The organism is Halosegnis longus (genome assembly GCF_009663395.1).
GTDB lineage: Archaea > Halobacteriota > Halobacteria > Halobacteriales > Haloarculaceae > Halosegnis > Halosegnis longus.
The window spans coordinates 62963-80235 of sequence record NZ_QKNW01000001.1 but is presented as its reverse complement, the minus strand read 5'-3'; the positions used below and the strand labels follow the sequence as shown (position 1 = coordinate 80235).

Annotated in this window: 14 protein-coding genes; 10 read left to right on the top strand and 4 right to left on the bottom strand. The window is 60.9% G+C overall.

Annotation, left to right across the window (positions count from 1 at the left end; all coding sequences use genetic code 11):
• The 4 genes from DM818_RS00350 to DM818_RS00335 all read left to right on the top strand — a co-directional run bounded on the left by DM818_RS00350 (position 1) and on the right by DM818_RS00335 (position 6443).
• Positions 1–1695: a ribonucleoside-diphosphate reductase subunit alpha gene (locus DM818_RS00350; protein ID WP_123124036.1), complete on the top strand. Its 1695-nt coding sequence runs from the start codon at positions 1–3 to the stop codon at positions 1693–1695.
• 188 nt (positions 1696–1883) lie between these two features.
• Positions 1884–3134 (top strand): RNA-guided endonuclease InsQ/TnpB family protein, encoded by a 1251-nt coding sequence (locus DM818_RS00345; protein ID WP_153952198.1) that lies wholly within the window; start codon positions 1884–1886, stop codon positions 3132–3134.
• A gap of 353 nt (positions 3135–3487) precedes the next feature.
• Positions 3488–4480: a DoxX family protein gene (locus tag DM818_RS00340; protein WP_153952197.1), complete on the top strand. Its 993-nt coding sequence runs from the start codon at positions 3488–3490 to the stop codon at positions 4478–4480.
• 166 nt (positions 4481–4646) lie between these two features.
• Positions 4647–6443 carry an L-aspartate oxidase gene (locus DM818_RS00335; RefSeq protein ID WP_153952196.1) on the top strand — a complete coding sequence of 599 codons (1797 nt, stop codon included), beginning with the start codon at positions 4647–4649 and terminating at the stop codon, positions 6441–6443.
• 28 nt (positions 6444–6471) lie between these two features.
• On the opposite strand, the gene DM818_RS00330 is transcribed toward DM818_RS00335, so the two are convergent.
• Entirely contained in the window at positions 6472–6999 is a 528-nt protein-coding gene (locus DM818_RS00330; protein ID WP_123124038.1) for a DUF7344 domain-containing protein, read from the bottom strand.
• Between the two features lie 310 nt (positions 7000–7309).
• Between DM818_RS00330 and DM818_RS00325 the strand changes: the two genes are divergently transcribed.
• The 5 genes from DM818_RS00325 (at position 7310) to DM818_RS15265 (ending at position 10938) form a co-directional block, all read left to right on the top strand.
• On the top strand, positions 7310–8650 hold the full coding sequence (locus DM818_RS00325) for a TasA family protein (protein WP_153952195.1): 1341 nt from the start codon (positions 7310–7312) through the stop codon (positions 8648–8650).
• A 93-nt stretch (positions 8651–8743) separates the two neighbouring features.
• Positions 8744–9709: a TasA family protein gene (locus DM818_RS00320; RefSeq protein WP_153952194.1), complete on the top strand. Its 966-nt coding sequence runs from the start codon at positions 8744–8746 to the stop codon at positions 9707–9709.
• Between the two features lie 46 nt (positions 9710–9755).
• A complete protein-coding gene (locus DM818_RS00315; RefSeq protein WP_153952193.1) occupies positions 9756–10319 on the top strand; it encodes a signal peptidase I in 564 nt (187 codons plus the stop codon).
• Positions 10319–10789, top strand: coding sequence for a hypothetical protein (locus DM818_RS00310; RefSeq protein WP_153952192.1), 471 nt, complete (start codon positions 10319–10321; stop codon positions 10787–10789). Before DM818_RS00315 ends, DM818_RS00310 begins: the two co-directional genes overlap by 1 nt.
• A gap of 17 nt (positions 10790–10806) precedes the next feature.
• Positions 10807–10938 (top strand): hypothetical protein, encoded by a 132-nt coding sequence (locus tag DM818_RS15265; protein WP_268891802.1) that lies wholly within the window; start codon positions 10807–10809, stop codon positions 10936–10938.
• A 98-nt stretch (positions 10939–11036) separates the two neighbouring features.
• On the opposite strand, the gene DM818_RS00305 is transcribed toward DM818_RS15265, so the two are convergent.
• The 3 genes from DM818_RS00305 to DM818_RS00295 form a co-directional block, all read right to left on the bottom strand.
• On the bottom strand, positions 11037–12041 hold the full coding sequence (locus DM818_RS00305) for a HEAT repeat domain-containing protein (RefSeq protein ID WP_153952191.1): 1005 nt from the start codon (positions 12039–12041) through the stop codon (positions 11037–11039).
• Positions 12042–12237: 196 nt separating this feature from the next.
• The gene (locus DM818_RS00300) at positions 12238–13212 is read right to left on the bottom strand and encodes a DHH family phosphoesterase (RefSeq protein WP_075936227.1); all 975 of its coding nucleotides are present in this window, start codon (positions 13210–13212) and stop codon (positions 12238–12240) included.
• A gap of 45 nt (positions 13213–13257) precedes the next feature.
• Positions 13258–14883, bottom strand: a complete 1626-nt coding sequence (locus tag DM818_RS00295; protein ID WP_153952190.1) for a spermidine synthase — start codon at positions 14881–14883, stop codon at positions 13258–13260.
• A 228-nt stretch (positions 14884–15111) separates the two neighbouring features.
• Between DM818_RS00295 and DM818_RS00290 the strand changes: the two genes are divergently transcribed.
• Positions 15112–17205, top strand: a complete 2094-nt coding sequence (locus DM818_RS00290; RefSeq protein WP_153952189.1) for a hypothetical protein — start codon at positions 15112–15114, stop codon at positions 17203–17205.
• Positions 17206–17273: the final 68 nt, after the last annotated feature.

Sequence of the window (17273 nt, the reverse complement as noted above, 5' to 3'; positions counted from 1 at the left end):
ATGTCACAATTAGAGCCAGCACTCGACGATGTGAAACGGCAGCACGAGGAACCATTCTATTGGCTGAACGAGGATAGCAGGGCGTTCCTCGACGAGGGGTACCTGCTGGAGGGCGTCACGGCCGAAGAGCGCGTCAGGGAGATCGGGGAGCGGGCTGAAGAGATCCTAGACGACGACGGCTTCGCGGACAAGTTCTACGAGTACATGAGCCGGGGGTTCTACAGCCTCGCGAGTCCCGTGTGGTCGAACTTCGGTCTGGACCGGGGGCTCCCGATCAGCTGCTTCGGGAGCTACATGGAGGATAACATGGAGAGCATCCTCTACACGCAGGCCGAAGTGGGCGAGATGACCAAGCTGGGTGGCGGCACCAGCGGGTACTTTGGCGAAATCCGGCCCCGAGGCAGCCCCATCACGAACAACGGCAAGAGCAACGGGAGTTACAGCTTCACCGAGCTGTTCGACACGATCATCAACGTCGTCAGCCAGGGTGAGACGCGGCGGGGCCAGTTCGCGGGGTACATCGATGTTGAGCACGACGACTTGGAGGAGTGGCTCAACATCAAAACCGAGGGAGATCCCGTCCAGGACATCTACTACGGCGTCATCATCGGTGACGACTGGTTCCAGGCGATGGTCGACGGCGACGAAGCGAAGCGAGAGACGTGGGCGGAGATCATCGAGACACGGATCAACATCGGTGTCCCGTACATCATCTTCCGGGACAACATGAACGAGGGGAAGCCACAGGTCTACAAAGACAAGGGATACGAGATCAACGCCTCGAACCTGTGTACCGAGATTGCACTGCCGGCCACGCAGGACGAGAGCTTCGTCTGCTGTCTCTCGTCGATGAACGCGCTCCACTACGACGAGTGGAAGGACACCGACGCAGTGGAGACGCTGACGCGGTTCCTCGATGCCGTCATGGAGGAGTTCATACAGGAGGCGGAGGGGACGCAGTTCATGGAGCGCCCGGTGCGGTTTGCGAAACGGCACAGAGCAATCGGTATCGGCGTCCTCGGCTGGCACAGCTACCTCCAGAGCGAGATGATTCCGTTCGACAGCATGGAGGCGATGGAGAAAAACCAGGAGATATTCAGCACCATCAGAGAGCGGAGCTACGAGGAGAGTCGCCGGCTTGCCGACGAGTTCGGCGAACCGGAGGTGCTCGAGGGGTACGGTCGCCGGAACACGACGACGATGAGCGTGGCCCCGACGAAGTCCAGCAGTGTCATCCTGGGCCAGGTCAGTCCGAGCATCGAACCGCTGAAGTCGAACTACTTCGTCCGCGACGGCGCGAAGCTGAAGTCGACGCAGAAAAATCGGTTCCTCGAGGCGATCCTGAAGAAGCGAGGCAGAGACGAGCGAGAAGTTTGGGACAGTATCGCACAGAAAGACGGGAGCGTGCAGCATCTCGATTGCCTGACCGACGAAGAAAAAGACGTGTTCAAAACCTTCGCCGAAATCCCACAGATGGCGATTATCAATCAGGCAGCACAGCGGCAGACGTACATCGACCAGGCACAGAGCCTGAACATCTCCATCGACCCGAGTGAGGTGAGCGTCAAGGAGATCAATCAGCTCTACATTTCGGCCTGGGAGAAGGGGGTGAAGAGTCTCTACTATCAAAATAGCGTGAACGCTGCACAGAAATTCAGCCGGGACATTCTCGAATGCAAGGCCTGTGAGAGTTGATCTCCCATTGGTCGGTATGATACGGTGGTCTGTGTAACCTACGCCACCCTATCTTTCTGCGAGGAGAGAATCCCGCCCTTCAGGGCGGGAATGAATCCGACAACTCTCTCACAACCCACTGCCGATGGCAGACCGGATATTCAACGTTCATCCGTACCATTAAGTAATTTTGTCAACATAGGCTATGTATGGCGATTGAGGTCACGCGCGCCTATGTTGGGTCCATTCAGAACCAGCGACAGGTACGCGATGGCCTCGATTCGCTCGGAGACTTCGCCTCAAAAATCTGGAACGTCGCACGCTGGACAGCCGACCGAATCTGGAACGCAACCGGCGAAATCCCAGACGAAGGAACGCTCAAAGCGTACATGAAGAACCGGGAGTGCTGGAAAGACCTGAACGCACAATCCAGTCAGAAAGTCATCGAAGAACTTTCCGACGCTTTCCAGTCGTGGTTCGACCTGCGACACAAAGACGACACGGCGAATCCGCCCGGCTACCGCAAACATGGCGACACTCGCCCCAAGAGTACGGTCACGTTCAAAACAGACGGGTTCAAACACGACCCAGAGAACAACCGCGTTCGTCTCTCGAAGGGGAAGAACCTGAAAGACCACCGCTCGGACTTCCTGCTCTGCGAGTACCAGACCCGCCCCGACGTTGACCTCTCAGAAGTAACCAAGGTGCAGAACGTTCGCGCCGTCTGGAATGGTGGGGAGTGGGAACTGCACTTCGTCTGCAAAGTCGAACTCGAAACCACCGGCTCTGCTGGCAACGGAGTGGCGGGAATCGATCTCGGAATTAAGAACATCGCCACGGTCGCCTTCCCCAACGAATACGTCCTGTATCCTGGCAACTCGCTCAAGCAAGACAAGCACTACTTCACCCGAGCAGAGTACGACACCGAAGGGGAAAACGGCCCATCTGAAAAGTCGATGTGGGCACGTCGAAAACTCACAGAGCGCGAGACGCACTTCTACCACACCCTGACAGACGCCATCATCACAGAGTGTGTCGAACGCGGTGTCGGCACGCTCGCGGTGAGTTGGCCCGAGAAGGTTCGTGAGTCGGATTGGGGCAAGACCGGCAACAAGAAGCTGCACTCGTGGGCGTTCGACCGCATCTACCAGTACCTCGACTACAAAGGAGAGATTCGCGGTGTCGAGGTGCTGAAAGAGAACGAGTGGGACACTTCGAAAACGTGTTCACAATGTGGTGACGACACGAAGTCAAACCGTGTTGAACGTGGCTTGTACGTCTGCTCGTCGTGTGAGTTGGTAGCCAACGCGGATTGCAACGGGGCGGAAAATATGCGCCAGAAAATAACTCCGAGTCCTCACGGAGAGGATAGGAGTAACGGCTGTGTGGCACAGCCATCGACACACCTGTTCGACCGCGAGAGCGGGACGTTCACCACGAGAGAACAGGTCGTGTCGTAGACCGGCAAATATCCCACCTGCGGGACGGGAAGCCCCGCCGTTCACGGCGGGGAGGATGTCACGGATGTCTGAACGAATCGATTCGAACAAGGAGAAAAACTCCTTCGAGACGCAGGTGACGGAGCACCAGAGCAGGGGGCAGTCTCGACTGGTAGGCTCCGCTGTGAACAGGACAAGCCCAGTATCACGAGCATGACGGGCTTGTCCTGCCGTGGGGGTGGTGGGAACGTTCAACGGTCGCAAGCCCGTAGCGACGGTATGTGCAGACTCCACGCGAGCCCCGCGGAGACACACAGCGCAGACAGACACTCCGCGGGCGTGTTCGAACGAGCAACTGAACCCGGGAGACGAGCATGATATTCCCTCTCCACGTTCGATACGTCGCCCCCGCAGAGGCGGCCCGGGAGTTCGTCAACCTTCTCGACGACGTGCTCGCAGACCCCGTCGCCGTCGTCCTGCTCGCCGGGGGTGCAGTCGCTGGACTCGTCGGGCTCCTGCTCGCGCCCCGACTGAGCGAATTCCCTGACATTCGCGTCGCCCGACAGACGCTGGCCTCGTACCGACCGTATCTGCCGTGGATGGTCCGGCTCTCGCTGGGATTACCGCTCGTCGGCGCTGGCTTCGCGGGGTATTTCATCACTCCGGCGGTGCCAATCCCGGCGCGCATCCTTCAGGTCGGGCTCGGCTTCCTGTTGCTGTTCGGGCTTGCGACCCGGCTGACTGCCGCGGCCGGATTACTCGCGTATCTCGTCGTCTTGCCGTTCCAGCCGCCGCTGTTTCTCGCGTTCGAGTACGTCGGCGGCTTCCTCGCAATCATCTTACTCGGGGCGGGCCAGCCGAGTGCGGACGGAATGGTCCGGCGGCTCGCAGTCACCGACGGGACGCTCGTGCGCCGGCTAGACCTCCAGCGGTATCGCCCCGACGCGCTGTTGAACTCCGTCGGCGTCTCGGGGTCGCTCGTCGGCCCGGTAGTTCGTGCCACCCTCGGCGTGAACTTCATCTACCTGGGACTGACGCAGAAACTGCTCAACGGCGGACAGGCGCTCGCCGTGGTCGCGAAGTACGACCTGACGAGTGTCGTCCCGGTCAGCGCCGAACTGTGGGTCGTCGGGGCCGGTCTCGCCGAGATGGCAGTCGGGGTGCTTCTGATTGCCGGCGTCGCGACCCGCGGGGTTGCCGCCGTCGCCTTCGTGTTGTTCACGCTGACGCTGTTCGGACTTCCGGACGACCCGGTGCTCGCGCACATCTCGCTGTTCGGGCTAGCGTCCGTCCTCATGGTCACTGGGAGCGGGCCGTTCGCACTGTCGGTGTCATCGGTTACGCAACGCCTGTCCCCGACCACCTGACCCGGAGTTCGGGACGCCGGTGCGCCTCTTTTCAGGAATACGAGCAGCTGGTACTGTGATTAATACCAGCTAAAACGGTCTATGTCGGTCGTAGCCGGAGAGAGTTGCTGGTCCGCGCGCACGCACGCGCGCAACCCCTAAACCGCTACAGTCCCCTATCTACAGTGTGAACCACTCAGCGACGACCGGAAGCGACCGCACGAGCGTTCCGGAGTACGACATCGTCGACGTGTCCGTCCTCGTTATCGGGGCCGGCGCGGCCGGCGCTCGTACGGCGATCGAACTCGCAGAACGTGGTGTCGATGACGTGTTGGTCCTCGGGAAGCGGGGCCACGGCGACGCACACACCACGTGGGCGCGCGGTGGGGTTAACGGTGCACTCGGGACCCACGACCCCGAAGACTCGTGGGCGATTCACGCAGCCGACACGCTCAACGAGGGACACTTCCTCAACGACCCCGACAAGGTCGAGACGGTCACGAAGCAGATGCCCGACCGGCTTCGTGAACTCGACGAGTGGGGAATGGACTTCTCCCGCACCGACGACGGCGACATCGACCAGCGCTACTTCGGCGCACAGTCGTTCCGCCGCACGGCCTTTGCCGGTGACCACACCGGCGAGTCCATGCTGAACGCACTCGTCAACCGCGCGCAGGACCTATCCGTCCCCTACCGCGAGAACGTGATGATCACCTCCGTGCTCTCCGACGGCGAGGAGGCATACGGGGCCGTCGGCTTCGACATGGACACCGGCGAATACGTCGTTTTCAACGCCGGGACGGTCGTGCTCGCAGCCGGCGGCTACGCGGCTATCTACAACCGTCACACCTCTCGCGACGACGAGAACAACGGTGATGGACCGGCGCTGGCGTACGATGCTGGTGCGGAGCTGATGGACATGGAGTTCGTTCAGTTTCACCCGACGGGGATGGCCGTCGACGAGGACGACCCCGAGTGGGCACCGTGGGGTGGACGGCTCGTGACCGAGGCGGTCCGGGGGGAGGGCGGACGGTTGTACAACGCCGAGGGCGAGCGATTCATGGAGCGGTATTCGCCCGACCAGATGGAACTCGACGCGCGCGATGTCGTGGCGAGAGCGATTGCACAGGAGGTCGCCGAGGGGCGCGGCACCGAGAACGGCGGCGTGTATCTGGACATCTCACACAGAGACGCGTCGTTCATCCGCGAGCGACTGCCGAGAATGTACGAGCGGTTCCAGAGTCTCGGCGTCGACATGGCGTCCGAGCCGGTCGAAGTCGCCCCGACCGCCCACTACGGGATGGGCGGCGTTGCCGTCGACGAACACGGCGAGACGAGCGTCGACGGACTGTTCGCTATCGGAGAGACGATGGCGGGCGTCCACGGCGCGAACCGTCTGGGCGGCAACTCGCTGGCAGAGACCGTCGCGTTCGGTACCGTCGCCGGCAAGCACATCGCCGAGCGCGTCGACGGCCCGAGTCGGCTCTCGGACCGCGTTATCGGTGATATGGTAGAGCCACAGCTTCGCGACCTCGCGTCGCTGGCCGAACAAGACGGTAGCCACGATGTGATGGAGGTGTTCGTCGACCTGCAGGACCTCTTGTGGGAGCACGCCGGCATCCTCCGCGACGAAGAGTCACTGCAGACGGGGCTTGACGAACTGGATGCGCTCCGAGAGCGAACCTCCGACATGGACGTTGGCCCGGTCACCAGCGACTCCTTCGAGTTCGCTGTCAACGTCGGATTCATGCTGTGGAACGCAGAAGCCGTCCTGCGCGGTGCGCTCCAGCGAACTGAGTCCCGTGGGGCACACTACCGGACCGACCACCCGAACACCGACCCCGAGTGGCAGCAGAACATCTACTTCGAGCGTGCTGACGTTGGCGGGATGGCGACACACACTGCGGCAGTCGGTACTCCTAGCGAGACGGTCCAAGAAGCGCTCGATAAGGGGTACGAGCTGGACTACCACCAACTGGAGTAACGCAGTTCGGTTTCTGTCGTCGCCCGGCTCATTTCGCGCTCGGTGGCGCGCCGTCGCTCCCCAGTCGGCGCTGGTCCGCGTAGTAGATGTGCGCGACGCTGGTAATGCCGAACAGCAGGACGACCACACACATCCACGCGAGATCGGGAACCAGACTGAGCAGCGCCGCGTCCATCCAGAGCGCAGCAAGGAGTGATGCCGACAGCGCGCTGAGCCCGAGGTAGAACTCGCTCCACGGAATATCGTTCCCCTCGACGATTTCCATGTACACGCGCAGCGATTCGCCGCGCTCGGTCAACTCGATGGTGTCCCTGGAGTTTTCGTACTGCAACACGCCGGCCTCGTCCATCCGCGGGAGATGGGTCTGGTGGAGCGAGACGTAGACGCGTCGCCGCTCGTCGGCGGTGACCTCTTCGATAGCTTCGTCGTTTTCCCACGCGGCAATCTGTTCTGACAACTCACCAATCTCGGCCCCGCTCTCGCGGGAGAGTAGGTAATGAAGCGCGTGTCGTCGTCTGTCGTTACTGAGTATATCGAAAACCTCCGTTCGGCTCATCTCTCCCCCGATCCCCGACGATGTGGACGACTGAGCAATCCCCATCATGTTAATCACGAACAACTTGTTACTTAACAGTTTCCCCGGGTTGAATTATCCGACCGGTTGTTGCGGGGTTGGCCACAGACCGTCTCTACGGTGATTAAGCGGCCGTTACACTTCCGAAAGCTCGGCTTGAATCTGGCTAGACTCGCCGTACAGTTCTGTACTCGTCGCTTACAGACGTGTAAGCAGTTCATTAAAAAGGGGGTGTAGCCCCAGGCATCTCCTGTAACACACCCCGTTCTGGTGGGTGTGTGGGGGCTACACTATGTCAGACGAAAGCGACTCTACGATCGAGCTGAATCGGCGACGAGTACTCGCGGGACTGGGCACCATCGGCGTCGCGTCCGCAGGTGCGGGCGCGGGGACGTTTGCCCTGTTTAGTGATACCGAGGAAAGCACTGGAAATAGTGTTACTGCAGGTACACTCAACCTCACTGCAGATGGTAACGACGGCTCTGAAACGACAACGCTGAGCGTTACCGGCGCAGCACCGGGCGACACAGGGATCGCAACAACCACACTACGAAACGCCGGGAATATCAGTGGATTTCTAAATGTTGACATTGATTCTGTTTCAAGCGCTGAAAATGGCTTAGTTGAGCCAGAGAGACAGGCCGGCGATTCATCCACTGGAGGGAGTTCTGGGGAACTTGCAGATTATCTCAGTCTAGAGTTAGACATCGGCGGTAATATGTTCACATCCGGATTGGTTTCTGGGATGGAGAACGTTCAGTTCAACCCTAACGAGCCTATTTCTGGCAGCAGCGTCAAGGACTTTAATATCCAGTGGGAGATTGACGAAGCCGCTGGAAACGTAATTCAAACCGACAGTGTTTCTGTCGATTTTACCCTTGAGTTGCTTCAGGAGGCACAGGGCAAAGATGTCGTTCTCAGCGGCGACACGCCGTACGGTCAGGGGGCTGGATTCTCCAACCCGTGGGATACCACCGGAGACTCAGGCACGCCTGACATCTCGGTTAGCGGTAGTGGTGCGTGGGGGACTGTTGATCACTCATCCTCTGGTACTGGCAACGCAACTGGTGGCGAGTACAAGCAAGGTTTCTACTTTGCAGGTGATTTCTCATCAATCTCAACGCTCTCTGGCTATACAATTGATGAAATCACCGAAATTTCCTACTCCTTATACAAAGATGCCCCGCTCGCTGGGAATGACATCTACCTCTTAATCTACACACGACCAGAAGGCGATGGAAATGACGGCGCTAGCTGGTACGACAGCCGACTAGTTGCATTACCATCAGACGCCAACGGGGCAGGCAGTCCAAACTTCACCACCGGAGAATGGAACACATTCAGCACCAGAAATGGCGCCTCGAATACACTGGTATTCGACGATTCCGGTCATAAGGGCGGTAATAGTGTTGGTGGCCCGGTGCTCCCGACGCTCTCTGACCTCGGGAGCGGCCCGATTGATTGGACGAACTACGACAGTAGCTTGTCGTCAACCTTTGACTACCAAAATCAGGAAGTCAAGGCGCTTTCTCTCCAAACCAACAGTACATCGCCGGACCTAGAGGCATGGATTGATGATGTCACAGTCAAGCTTGCAACTGGTGAGGAACTATCTCTCGATCTTGAGCCCTGAGATGGGTTATTAAAATGTTGTAATCATATCTGGCCCATCTTGATATTACGGCGGTTCAAATCCGCCGGTGGGTCGTCTACACGGGAAACGCGAATGACGGACGATACCCTCACAACGCTTTCGCGGCGGCGACTACTGGCGGGTCTCGCCACCATCGGTGGCTCGATGAGCGCCGCGGGCGTCGGAACGTGGTCGCTGTTCTCGGACGACGAACAGCGGAATATCTCGGTCAAGGCCGGGACGGTGTCACTCTCTGTCGACGAGGGTGCGGACCCAGTCATCACCATTGACGGCGTGGCGCCCGGAGCAGGGGACACTGAGCGGGTGACTCTCAGGAACACCGGCACGCTGGATGCGGGTCTCGCACTCTGCGTATCTGATGTTAGCCATCCGAACGGTGGGGCATCCAGTGGGACGGACGCCGACGCCGTCGCCGATGTTGACTTCAACGGCTGTGGGACAGCGGAAGTCGAGTTCGAGGACGAATCTGCTGACCCCGTCCGGGCAACTGTCGAGTACGGAGACGGCGAGACGAGCAAGCGGACCGTCTCGCCCGGCGGAGAGACGAGATTACTCAAGAAGTCGGGCGGCAAGAACGGGTATATCGCGTCTGTTTCCATCGGCGGAATCACCTACGAGAACGACGCGTGCAAGCACGCTTCAGAGACCGGCGACGGAAACGGGCAACGACAGGGTAACTCCGACCGCGCCGAGGAGAAGGGTAGCAAGAATAACAAATCAAAGAATACCGAGGAAGAGGAAGAGGAAGAGGAAGAGGACCAACGGGCTGACGACGACAGTGACAGCGATTCCCTGGCCGAGGTCCTGACGGTCGAAATCGGTCTGGACACCGACGACGGTGGCCGGGAAGTGCTCTTCGGCCCACGGAAACTGGCGGAACTGACGGACGGGGGCGGCGAGAGATGCACTGCCGCCGCCGCTCGGTTAGCCAGCGGCGCCACGACCGAACTGTTCGTCGACTGGGAGGTCGACGACGATGCCGAGGAGTTGGCGGGTCAGACCGTCGAACTCGACATCGAGGTGAACCTACAAGCATGACTCCGAGTCGCTGCAATCGAACGACGGGACAGCGGGTGACCATCGAATGACAGCTCGACTCCCGAGCGGTCAGACAATCGGGGCTATCGTCCTCATACTAGCCGTGTTGCCGTTCGTCGTCTACGCCGTCCCGCAGGTCGCGGGCGCGAGCCACAGCTACGTCGTGCTCTCCGACAGTATGTCGCCTGAAATCAATGCCGGCGACGTTGTCGTCGTCGATGATCAGCCGACGCCACAGATCGAACAGAACCAAGTCATCACCTACGAGCGCCCCGAAAGCGACCAGCTCGTTACCCACCGCGTCGTCGCGGTGTTGGACGAGAACGGGGAGACGGCGTTCCGAACGAAGGGCGACGCGAATGAGGACGTCGACCCGCAACCCGTGCCGACGGAGAACGTCGTCGGGGTGGTGCAGTTCCACATCCCGCTCATCGGACACGTCGTCTCGTTTGCGAGCTCCGACGCCGGCCTCCTGGTGTTCGTGATACTCCCCGCGACTGGACTGGCGGTCAGCGAGGTCGTCTCGCTGTACCGCGACGCGACGGCGAGTGGAGCAGATAGCGGAGAGTCCAGCGACGCGAACGAACTCCCCGACGGGGGTGGTGACTGATGGGTAGCGCTCGCGCTCGCACGCTACTCGCGGCGCTGCTGGTCGCCGTCGCGCTGCTCGGTGCCGGTGTGCTCGGTGGCGGTGGCAGCGGTGCAGGCTTCTCCTCGAGCATCGGTATCGGGGTAGAGTTCGTCGGCGACGATTCCCCGACAGCCACCTCGACGCCGACGAGTACCGATACGCCAGCGGACACCGATACACCGACGGAGACCCCGACACCTACGGCTACCCCAACGCCGACGGCGGCACCGACACCGACGGCTACACCGAGCCCAACCCCGACGGCGACGGATACTCCGACGCCGACCCCAACAGCAACGGATACTCCGACACAAACGAGTACTACCACCTCAACGGCGACGCAGACCCCGACGCCGACAGCGAGTCCGACGCCGACAGCAAGTCCGACGCCGACGCCCGGACCGACCGGAACGCCGGCGACGAACACGACCAGTACACCAACAGGATAAGCAGGAACCGAGGAACGATGTCCAGCGCACAAGGGATATCGAAACGGGACGTGTTGTTGCTCCTCACCGTCGCATTCCTACTGCTCGCGTTGGGTGGCGTCGTCGACACGCACCTCAGCGCCACACAGTTGCTGCCGGCGTTGCCGTGAGGATGTCGATAGCTCTGCTGTGAGTACCCGGGTCCGTCGAGCGAGGTGTTCGCTCGCGGGTGAGACGCCTTCGCTCGAAATCGGGGTGTCAGAGACCGTCAGCGGGGCGCACCACACTGTGGACACATCGGTGGCCCTGTCTCGGACAACACGAGTCCGCAGTGGGAACACACTCCGTCCGCGGACGCGTTCATCTCCTCGACCACGTCGTCGGTTCCCGTTCGAACCGACTCGATAGTGCCGACTCCGTCGGGGGGTTCGACAGAGGTTTCGGTCGCTAACTGCCGGCGACAGAACGCTACCCGGTCGGTCAGGAACGGCGGAGCGTCGTCCTCGGTTGCGACACTCTCTAATTCGCGTTCTATCTCGACGCCAGCGTCGGACACTGCGAGCAGGCCAAGCGCTTCGGCCGCCCGCCCCCGCACGTACGGATTCTCGTCACCGAGTTGCCGTCGGAGCGGCTTCGCGACGTCGAGCAACGTCTCCGGAGACGCACAGCCGACGACGACCAGCGCCGTACAGAGATGGTACCGGACGAGTTCGTTGTCGTCGTCGAGCTGGTCGGCCAGCGAATCGACGTGGTGGCGCAGTCGCTCCGGAGTACCGACTGCGACGTACGCCAGCGCCTTCGCGAGCTTCTCTCTCACCTCGGGTTCATCGAACGCCAGTCCGATGTGGAGGTCGGCCAGCGTCTCCGGGTCGGTGACAGCGTCGGGCGAGTCGGCTGCCACGTAGCCGAGCGCTTCCGCACTCCGCGCCCGGACGTAGTAGAACTCCCCCTCGTCGGCCAGCCGGTCGGCGAGTTCGTCCGCGACAGAAACGACGGCCGCAGGCTCGGACTGTGCCAGCGTGACGAACAGCTTCGCGACCGTGAGCCGGACGGCTCGGTCGTCGTCGGTCAGGAACACCGAGAGCGGACGGGTGAGCGCGGAAAAAGAGCGTGGCGACTCCTCAGCCACAGCCTGAACTGCCTGCAGGGCACGCTTGCGGGTTTCAGCGTCGGCCGCGTCGAGGCGGTCGAGACACGCGGTCGCTTCTCGGGCCCCTCGTCTGAGACGCTCAAGCAGGCAATCGGGCGTCGGCGGCTGGTCCAGGTCGCTCATCGGCGTAGCCGTACGTGGCTGGCTTTCGCGACCGGTCGCTTCAATCCGGTGGTTCCGCGCCGGTGAGGAGTGGTCCACGCCCGTGTATCCGGCTCGCCGCTCGCAGTCCGCTTGACGATGCTGATACTGGTGCTCGAAACGGCCGGTCTCGCTACACTCGCCTACGTCGTCTGAACACTAGACACGGCCGAGTGCGTCAGGAAAGCTCGGTCAGCGACTTGTCGAGTACCGTCGCCAGATGGTCACGCACAGCCGCTCGCACAGCTTCCGTCTCCGTCGTCTGTAATTTCGCGACTGCGGCCTCCGGGTGTCCGCCCGACTGGCCGCCGAACCCCTCGACCAACGGGTCGAGGATGGACTGGAGCGGTGCCGTCTCCTCGCGGGTGCGTCCGACGACCCACGTCTCGGCGTCGCGGTCGGAGACGACGAACGCGTAGTCCGCGCCGGCGCTCCGCAACGCCGTCGCGACGGCGCTCTGTTCTCCACCGACAGTCGTCACGAGTGCGAGCGTCTCGCCGGCACGAAAGCCGTCTGCACGGACGACGCCTTTGACGCCCGCCATCCGACGGCTGAAGCCCGGGCTACGGCTCCTCAACAACGGTGGGATTTCACCCGCCCGCGACCCGGCTGTGGCGACACACTCCCCGAAACACTGCAGTTCCGACTTGGCAGCGCCGGCTAACCCCTGCGTGTCGGCGTACAGGCCGACCGCAAGCCCAATCGCACCCGTCGGGGGAAGCGGCCGGTCCAGCGCCGCCGCCACGGTCGGAACGAGCGCGGCTGTCGCTCCAGCCGCCGTACTCCGGTACTCTGCGGTCGCGAGCGCGGAGAGGTCCCCGGGCTCGTGGTGGTCGATGACAACGAGCGGGGCGTCAACCGTCCCGACGTCGAGTCCGGGAAGGCGGGCCGTCGAGGGTGTATCGACGGCGACGGCGACAGTGTCCGACGGCGGCGTCCACGAGTCGACGCCAGTGAGTGTTACGTCGAGCCCGTCGGCGAGTCGGCGGCCTCCCTGTGCGAGGCCATCGGGGAGAACGATGTCGGCATCGGTAGCGACGGTCGTCGCGAGACCGATTGCACTCCCGAGCGCATCGGCGTCCGCCTGTTGGTGCGGAACGACGGAGATGTGGTCGTGGCGCGCGAGTACGGTCGCGACCGCCTCGACGGACATGCGACACACAAGCCAGGCGGGATAGAAAACCTCTCCGGGGCTGTGTTAACGTATGTGTAGACCCTGCCCGCGGGTGACGGCCCCACTATCACGGACCGTCAGCGCTGGGTCACCCCGGGCCGCAGCAGGCTCAGTCGTATTCGTGTCGTCGTCTCCGCTCCCGGAGCCGGTCTCTTCGATGACGTAGCGCTGGCCGACCATCGAGTCCAGCAGTCTGTCGACGGGCGCGCGGTCGTCGCGCAACACGGGCACGTCGTCGGTCGGCACGTCCGTCGTGTAGCCGTCGATTGCGTCCGCGAGGTCGATGCCGATCTCGCGGTCCTGGTTGCGCTCGCGAAGCTGTTCCTGTGTCACCCGCGTGTCGCTCTTGGTCGCGACGAGTTCGATATTCTGGATGGCTCCGGTGTCGCTGGTCGGGAAGGCGTACACCTGCTCCAAGGACGCGTTCATCGTCTTGTACTCCGCCCGGTAGAACTCGGAGGCCGGCCCGGACGGCGAGGAGATGATGTTCGCGACCGCCATCCCGTCTGGCGAGAGCCGCTCCGTCACGAGGTCCATGAACTCGCGCGTCGTGAGCTGGAACGGTACCTTGTCGCGCTTGTAGGCGTCCAACACCACGAGGTCGTAGCTGTTGTCGGTCCCCTGGAGGAACTGGCGACCCCCCTGGACGTAGGTGTTGATGTCGTACTCGTTGGCGCGGAAGTACTCCTCGGCGACCCGAACGACTTCGGGGTCGAGCTCCGCGACGTCGACCGTGGCATCGTACTCGGCGGCGAAGCGCTTGGGACCGCTGAATCCCCCGCCGCCGATGAACAGCACCCTGTCGATGTCGTCGGGGTCGGAGGCGTAGAGATACGGCAGGTGGAAGTAGCGGGTGTACTCGAAGACGTGTCGCGTCGGATTCGACTTGTCCATCGCACTGTGGCGCTGGCCGTCCAGATACAACGTCCGGGTGTCACCCCCGTCGATGACCTCCAGTTCCTGATACGCCGTCTGTGTCTCGTACACCACCTCGCCGCGGGCAGTGTAGCCGAGCGCCCCGGTCGTCGTCGCGGCGATCAAGAGGACGACCGCGCCAATCGCGGGGAGCACCGAGACGCTGTCGTCGGGCAGCGCCAGATACAGCGCCGTCAGAACTGCGACGCCCCCCAGCGTGAGGTAGATGTACGTCACCGAAAGGTACGGAATCAGGAAGAACGTCGTACCGAAGGCCCCGACGATGCTCCCGATAGTGCCGAGCGCGTACACGTGTCCGGAGGCTTCGCCGATTCCCTCCTTCTGTGAGAGCTGTGCGGCGTAGGGACTGATGAACCCGAGCAGGTAGGTCGGCGGCCCGAACATGAGTATCACCGCCGGAAGGGAGGCGAAGCGACTCGGGAGGGGGAACGCGGTCGTCGAGAGCAGTAGCTGGTCGCCGAAGAAGATGAGCAGCGCCACGTAGCCGGCCGTGCCGACGAGCAGGCGCACGAGCCGGTCGGTCGTCGCCCGCGTTCCTGCGCGTTTCCCACCGAGATGATACCCCAGACTCAGCGCGGCGAGAAAGACGGCGATGATGCTCCCCCACGTGTAGATCGAGCTCCCGAACTGCGGCGCGACGACCCGTCCCGCGAGGATTTCGAGCCCCATACTCGACACCCCGGAGACGAACACCGCAACCTCGGGCCCACTCATCCGAAACCGATTCACGAAACCCATTACCCGCTTAACGTGTGCAGATTTGTTAAGTTCGACCCCAGACTGGTCGCTCGAGTCGTCAGCGGCTACTCAGCGAAGCGATTTCGGGTAGCTACCAGTGCGTGACGTATAATCACAGATGCTCTGGTATGTTCCATTAACAATCGTCTTCTAGCAATCAAATAGCAATCTACATTACGGGTGTCGGCGTGGAAGTAACTCATTGTGACTGATACCGCCATCTCGATACAGGCAGACGGGTCGACACTCAGGATTGCGGACCCGGTCACTGGCGAGCAGTATGCGATTCACGCCGATCAGCCGGTGACGCCGACGCCGAGCGACGACGACCTCGCTGTTCCGGTGTCACAGACCGTTCGGCTGAAGGCGAAAAGACTCACTGTGGATGCGGCAGCCTGGGTGCGTCTACGTGAGGAGGATGGCACGAATATACATACACTGAGATTTAACGAGACTATCTCACGACAAGATGGTACGTGGCTTCTGGAGTTGGCAGGCCCAATAAAATCGTACGCTAAGATTCATGGCCCGTTCAGGGTCACGACCACCCCGGACGATGTAACGATTGAGTGGGAAACATCAAGCGAAATCGTGCTGGCCGTGCGTAGTCTTCGCCGCCACCCAACAGATACGATTACTACAACCCGCGAGCCAGCAGACATCGCAACGGCGATTTCGCAACTCTCGGCGGGACTCGAAACGCTCTCGCCCGAACGTTCGTTCCAGACGCTTCGGAACCACCCGCCAGATATCGAAATCGGTGACGAACTGCGGATTCCTGATAGTGTAACACGCCACGACTCGTCGATTACGCTCTCGTTGCCGTTTCAGTACGAGTATCTTTACGCTGCAGCCCCGGTTACGTTTTATCTGAACGCGACGCTGACCGAGGGGGAGCCAGCGATTCATATCGATAGCTACGGAACGTGGAACTTACCACGGGAGTCGTTCGCCGAGCAGTGTGTGGAACTTCTCAAGCAGTGTGTGTTTCTCGACTGTCTCACCCGTTCTGATGGGTTGTATCCGACGACGCTGGAAGCAGAGACGGAACTGAAAGAGAAACTGAATTTCGATTGGACAGAACTGTACGACGTTTCGTTAGCTGAACGAACTGCACAGTATCTTAATGTCGAGTACGATACAATTTCTGATCTGGTCCCGGAGTGGCCTGCACGGGGATATGTACCGCCGACTGCCGACAGTGCGAGCATATTACCTCACTTACTCGACCAGTTGATACCGGTCGAAGTACACCGCCCAATCCCGATTCAGGGAGATGATGCACGGGACGCAGCACTGGGTCAATTTGTCCAAACCGAAAATGTACTTGATCGCGCAGCAGTGGGCCAGTCAACATTCAGTCAAGAACTCCCATTTACTGAGATACCGGAACCACCAGAACGAGAAGCACTGTGGACAGGGGCAGAGATTCCTTTCGGAGCGAACCATCTGCTGGAAACAGGAGTTCGGCGTTATCACGCGGCAGAGCAGCCAAGCGGATCAGAAATCAGCGTGACCCTGGTCTGTAACGAGGGTGAGATGCAAAGTGAAGTCGAACAGGCTGAGGCCATCTACGGATCGCGTGAGAACCTCCAGTTGAGCGTCGATGTGTATCAGAACCTGACAACGGACCAGCTTGCTGAACGGCTCAAGAAATCCTCAGACCTGTTCCATTTTGTTGGTCACGCCTCAATAGAGGGATTACACTGCCCGGACGGTATTCTCTCGCCTCAAACATTGGATTCGGTTGGGACCCGAGCGTTCGTACTGAACGCGTGCTCGTCGTACATTCCCGGTCGTGAACTCGTTGAGCAGGGAGCAATTGGTGGCGTCGTGACGCTCAGTGACGTGACCGAAGAAGCAGCTACACAGGTTGGAGTGATGACAGCAAACTTGCTGAGTATTGGATTCTCGCTCCGAAATGCACTGTTGATTGCCCGCACGCAGAGCGTCACCGGTGGACAGTATATGTGTGTTGGCATGGATAGCCTCTGGCTCACCCCGAAGGAATCGAGTATGGACAGCAGCATACAATTAAATAAAAACGAGACGGGATGGCGGGTGGAAGCAGAAACGTATCCCTCACTACATTTCGGCGTTGGTTCGTTAATCACGCACAAGTTCACACAAGACGGTACGACCTCAATTGTCGGTAAATCAATTATTCGAGATGACGTGTCGGACGCAATCCTCCGCGATTACCTCTCTGTTGAACCATCTCCAGTTTGGTACGACGGAGAATGGACGTGGGGCGATGAGCTCATCGAGAGGCTGTGGGAAACCGACGAACAAGCCTAACACATGCAAACGCGAGTCGGCCACCACTACTGACTCCCCACCGACCACCGCGGTGATTTACGACGGTA

Coding starts and splice junctions, on each gene's coding strand:
- DM818_RS00325 (WP_153952195.1), top strand. CDS start 7,310: ATGTCAGACGAAAGCGACTCTACGATCGAGCTGAATCGGCGACGAGTA.
- DM818_RS00305 (WP_153952191.1), bottom strand. CDS start 12,041: ATGAGCGACCTGGACCAGCCGCCGACGCCCGATTGCCTGCTTGAGCGT.
- DM818_RS00295 (WP_153952190.1), bottom strand. CDS start 14,883: ATGAGTGGGCCCGAGGTTGCGGTGTTCGTCTCCGGGGTGTCGAGTATG.
- DM818_RS15265 (WP_268891802.1), top strand. CDS start 10,807: ATGTCCAGCGCACAAGGGATATCGAAACGGGACGTGTTGTTGCTCCTC.
- DM818_RS00330 (WP_123124038.1), bottom strand. CDS start 6,999: ATGAGCCGAACGGAGGTTTTCGATATACTCAGTAACGACAGACGACGA.
- DM818_RS00300 (WP_075936227.1), bottom strand. CDS start 13,212: ATGTCCGTCGAGGCGGTCGCGACCGTACTCGCGCGCCACGACCACATC.
- DM818_RS00315 (WP_153952193.1), top strand. CDS start 9,756: ATGACAGCTCGACTCCCGAGCGGTCAGACAATCGGGGCTATCGTCCTC.
- DM818_RS00350 (WP_123124036.1), top strand. CDS start 1: ATGTCACAATTAGAGCCAGCACTCGACGATGTGAAACGGCAGCACGAG.
- DM818_RS00340 (WP_153952197.1), top strand. CDS start 3,488: ATGATATTCCCTCTCCACGTTCGATACGTCGCCCCCGCAGAGGCGGCC.
- DM818_RS00345 (WP_153952198.1), top strand. CDS start 1,884: ATGGCGATTGAGGTCACGCGCGCCTATGTTGGGTCCATTCAGAACCAG.
- DM818_RS00310 (WP_153952192.1), top strand. CDS start 10,319: ATGGGTAGCGCTCGCGCTCGCACGCTACTCGCGGCGCTGCTGGTCGCC.
- DM818_RS00320 (WP_153952194.1), top strand. CDS start 8,744: ATGACGGACGATACCCTCACAACGCTTTCGCGGCGGCGACTACTGGCG.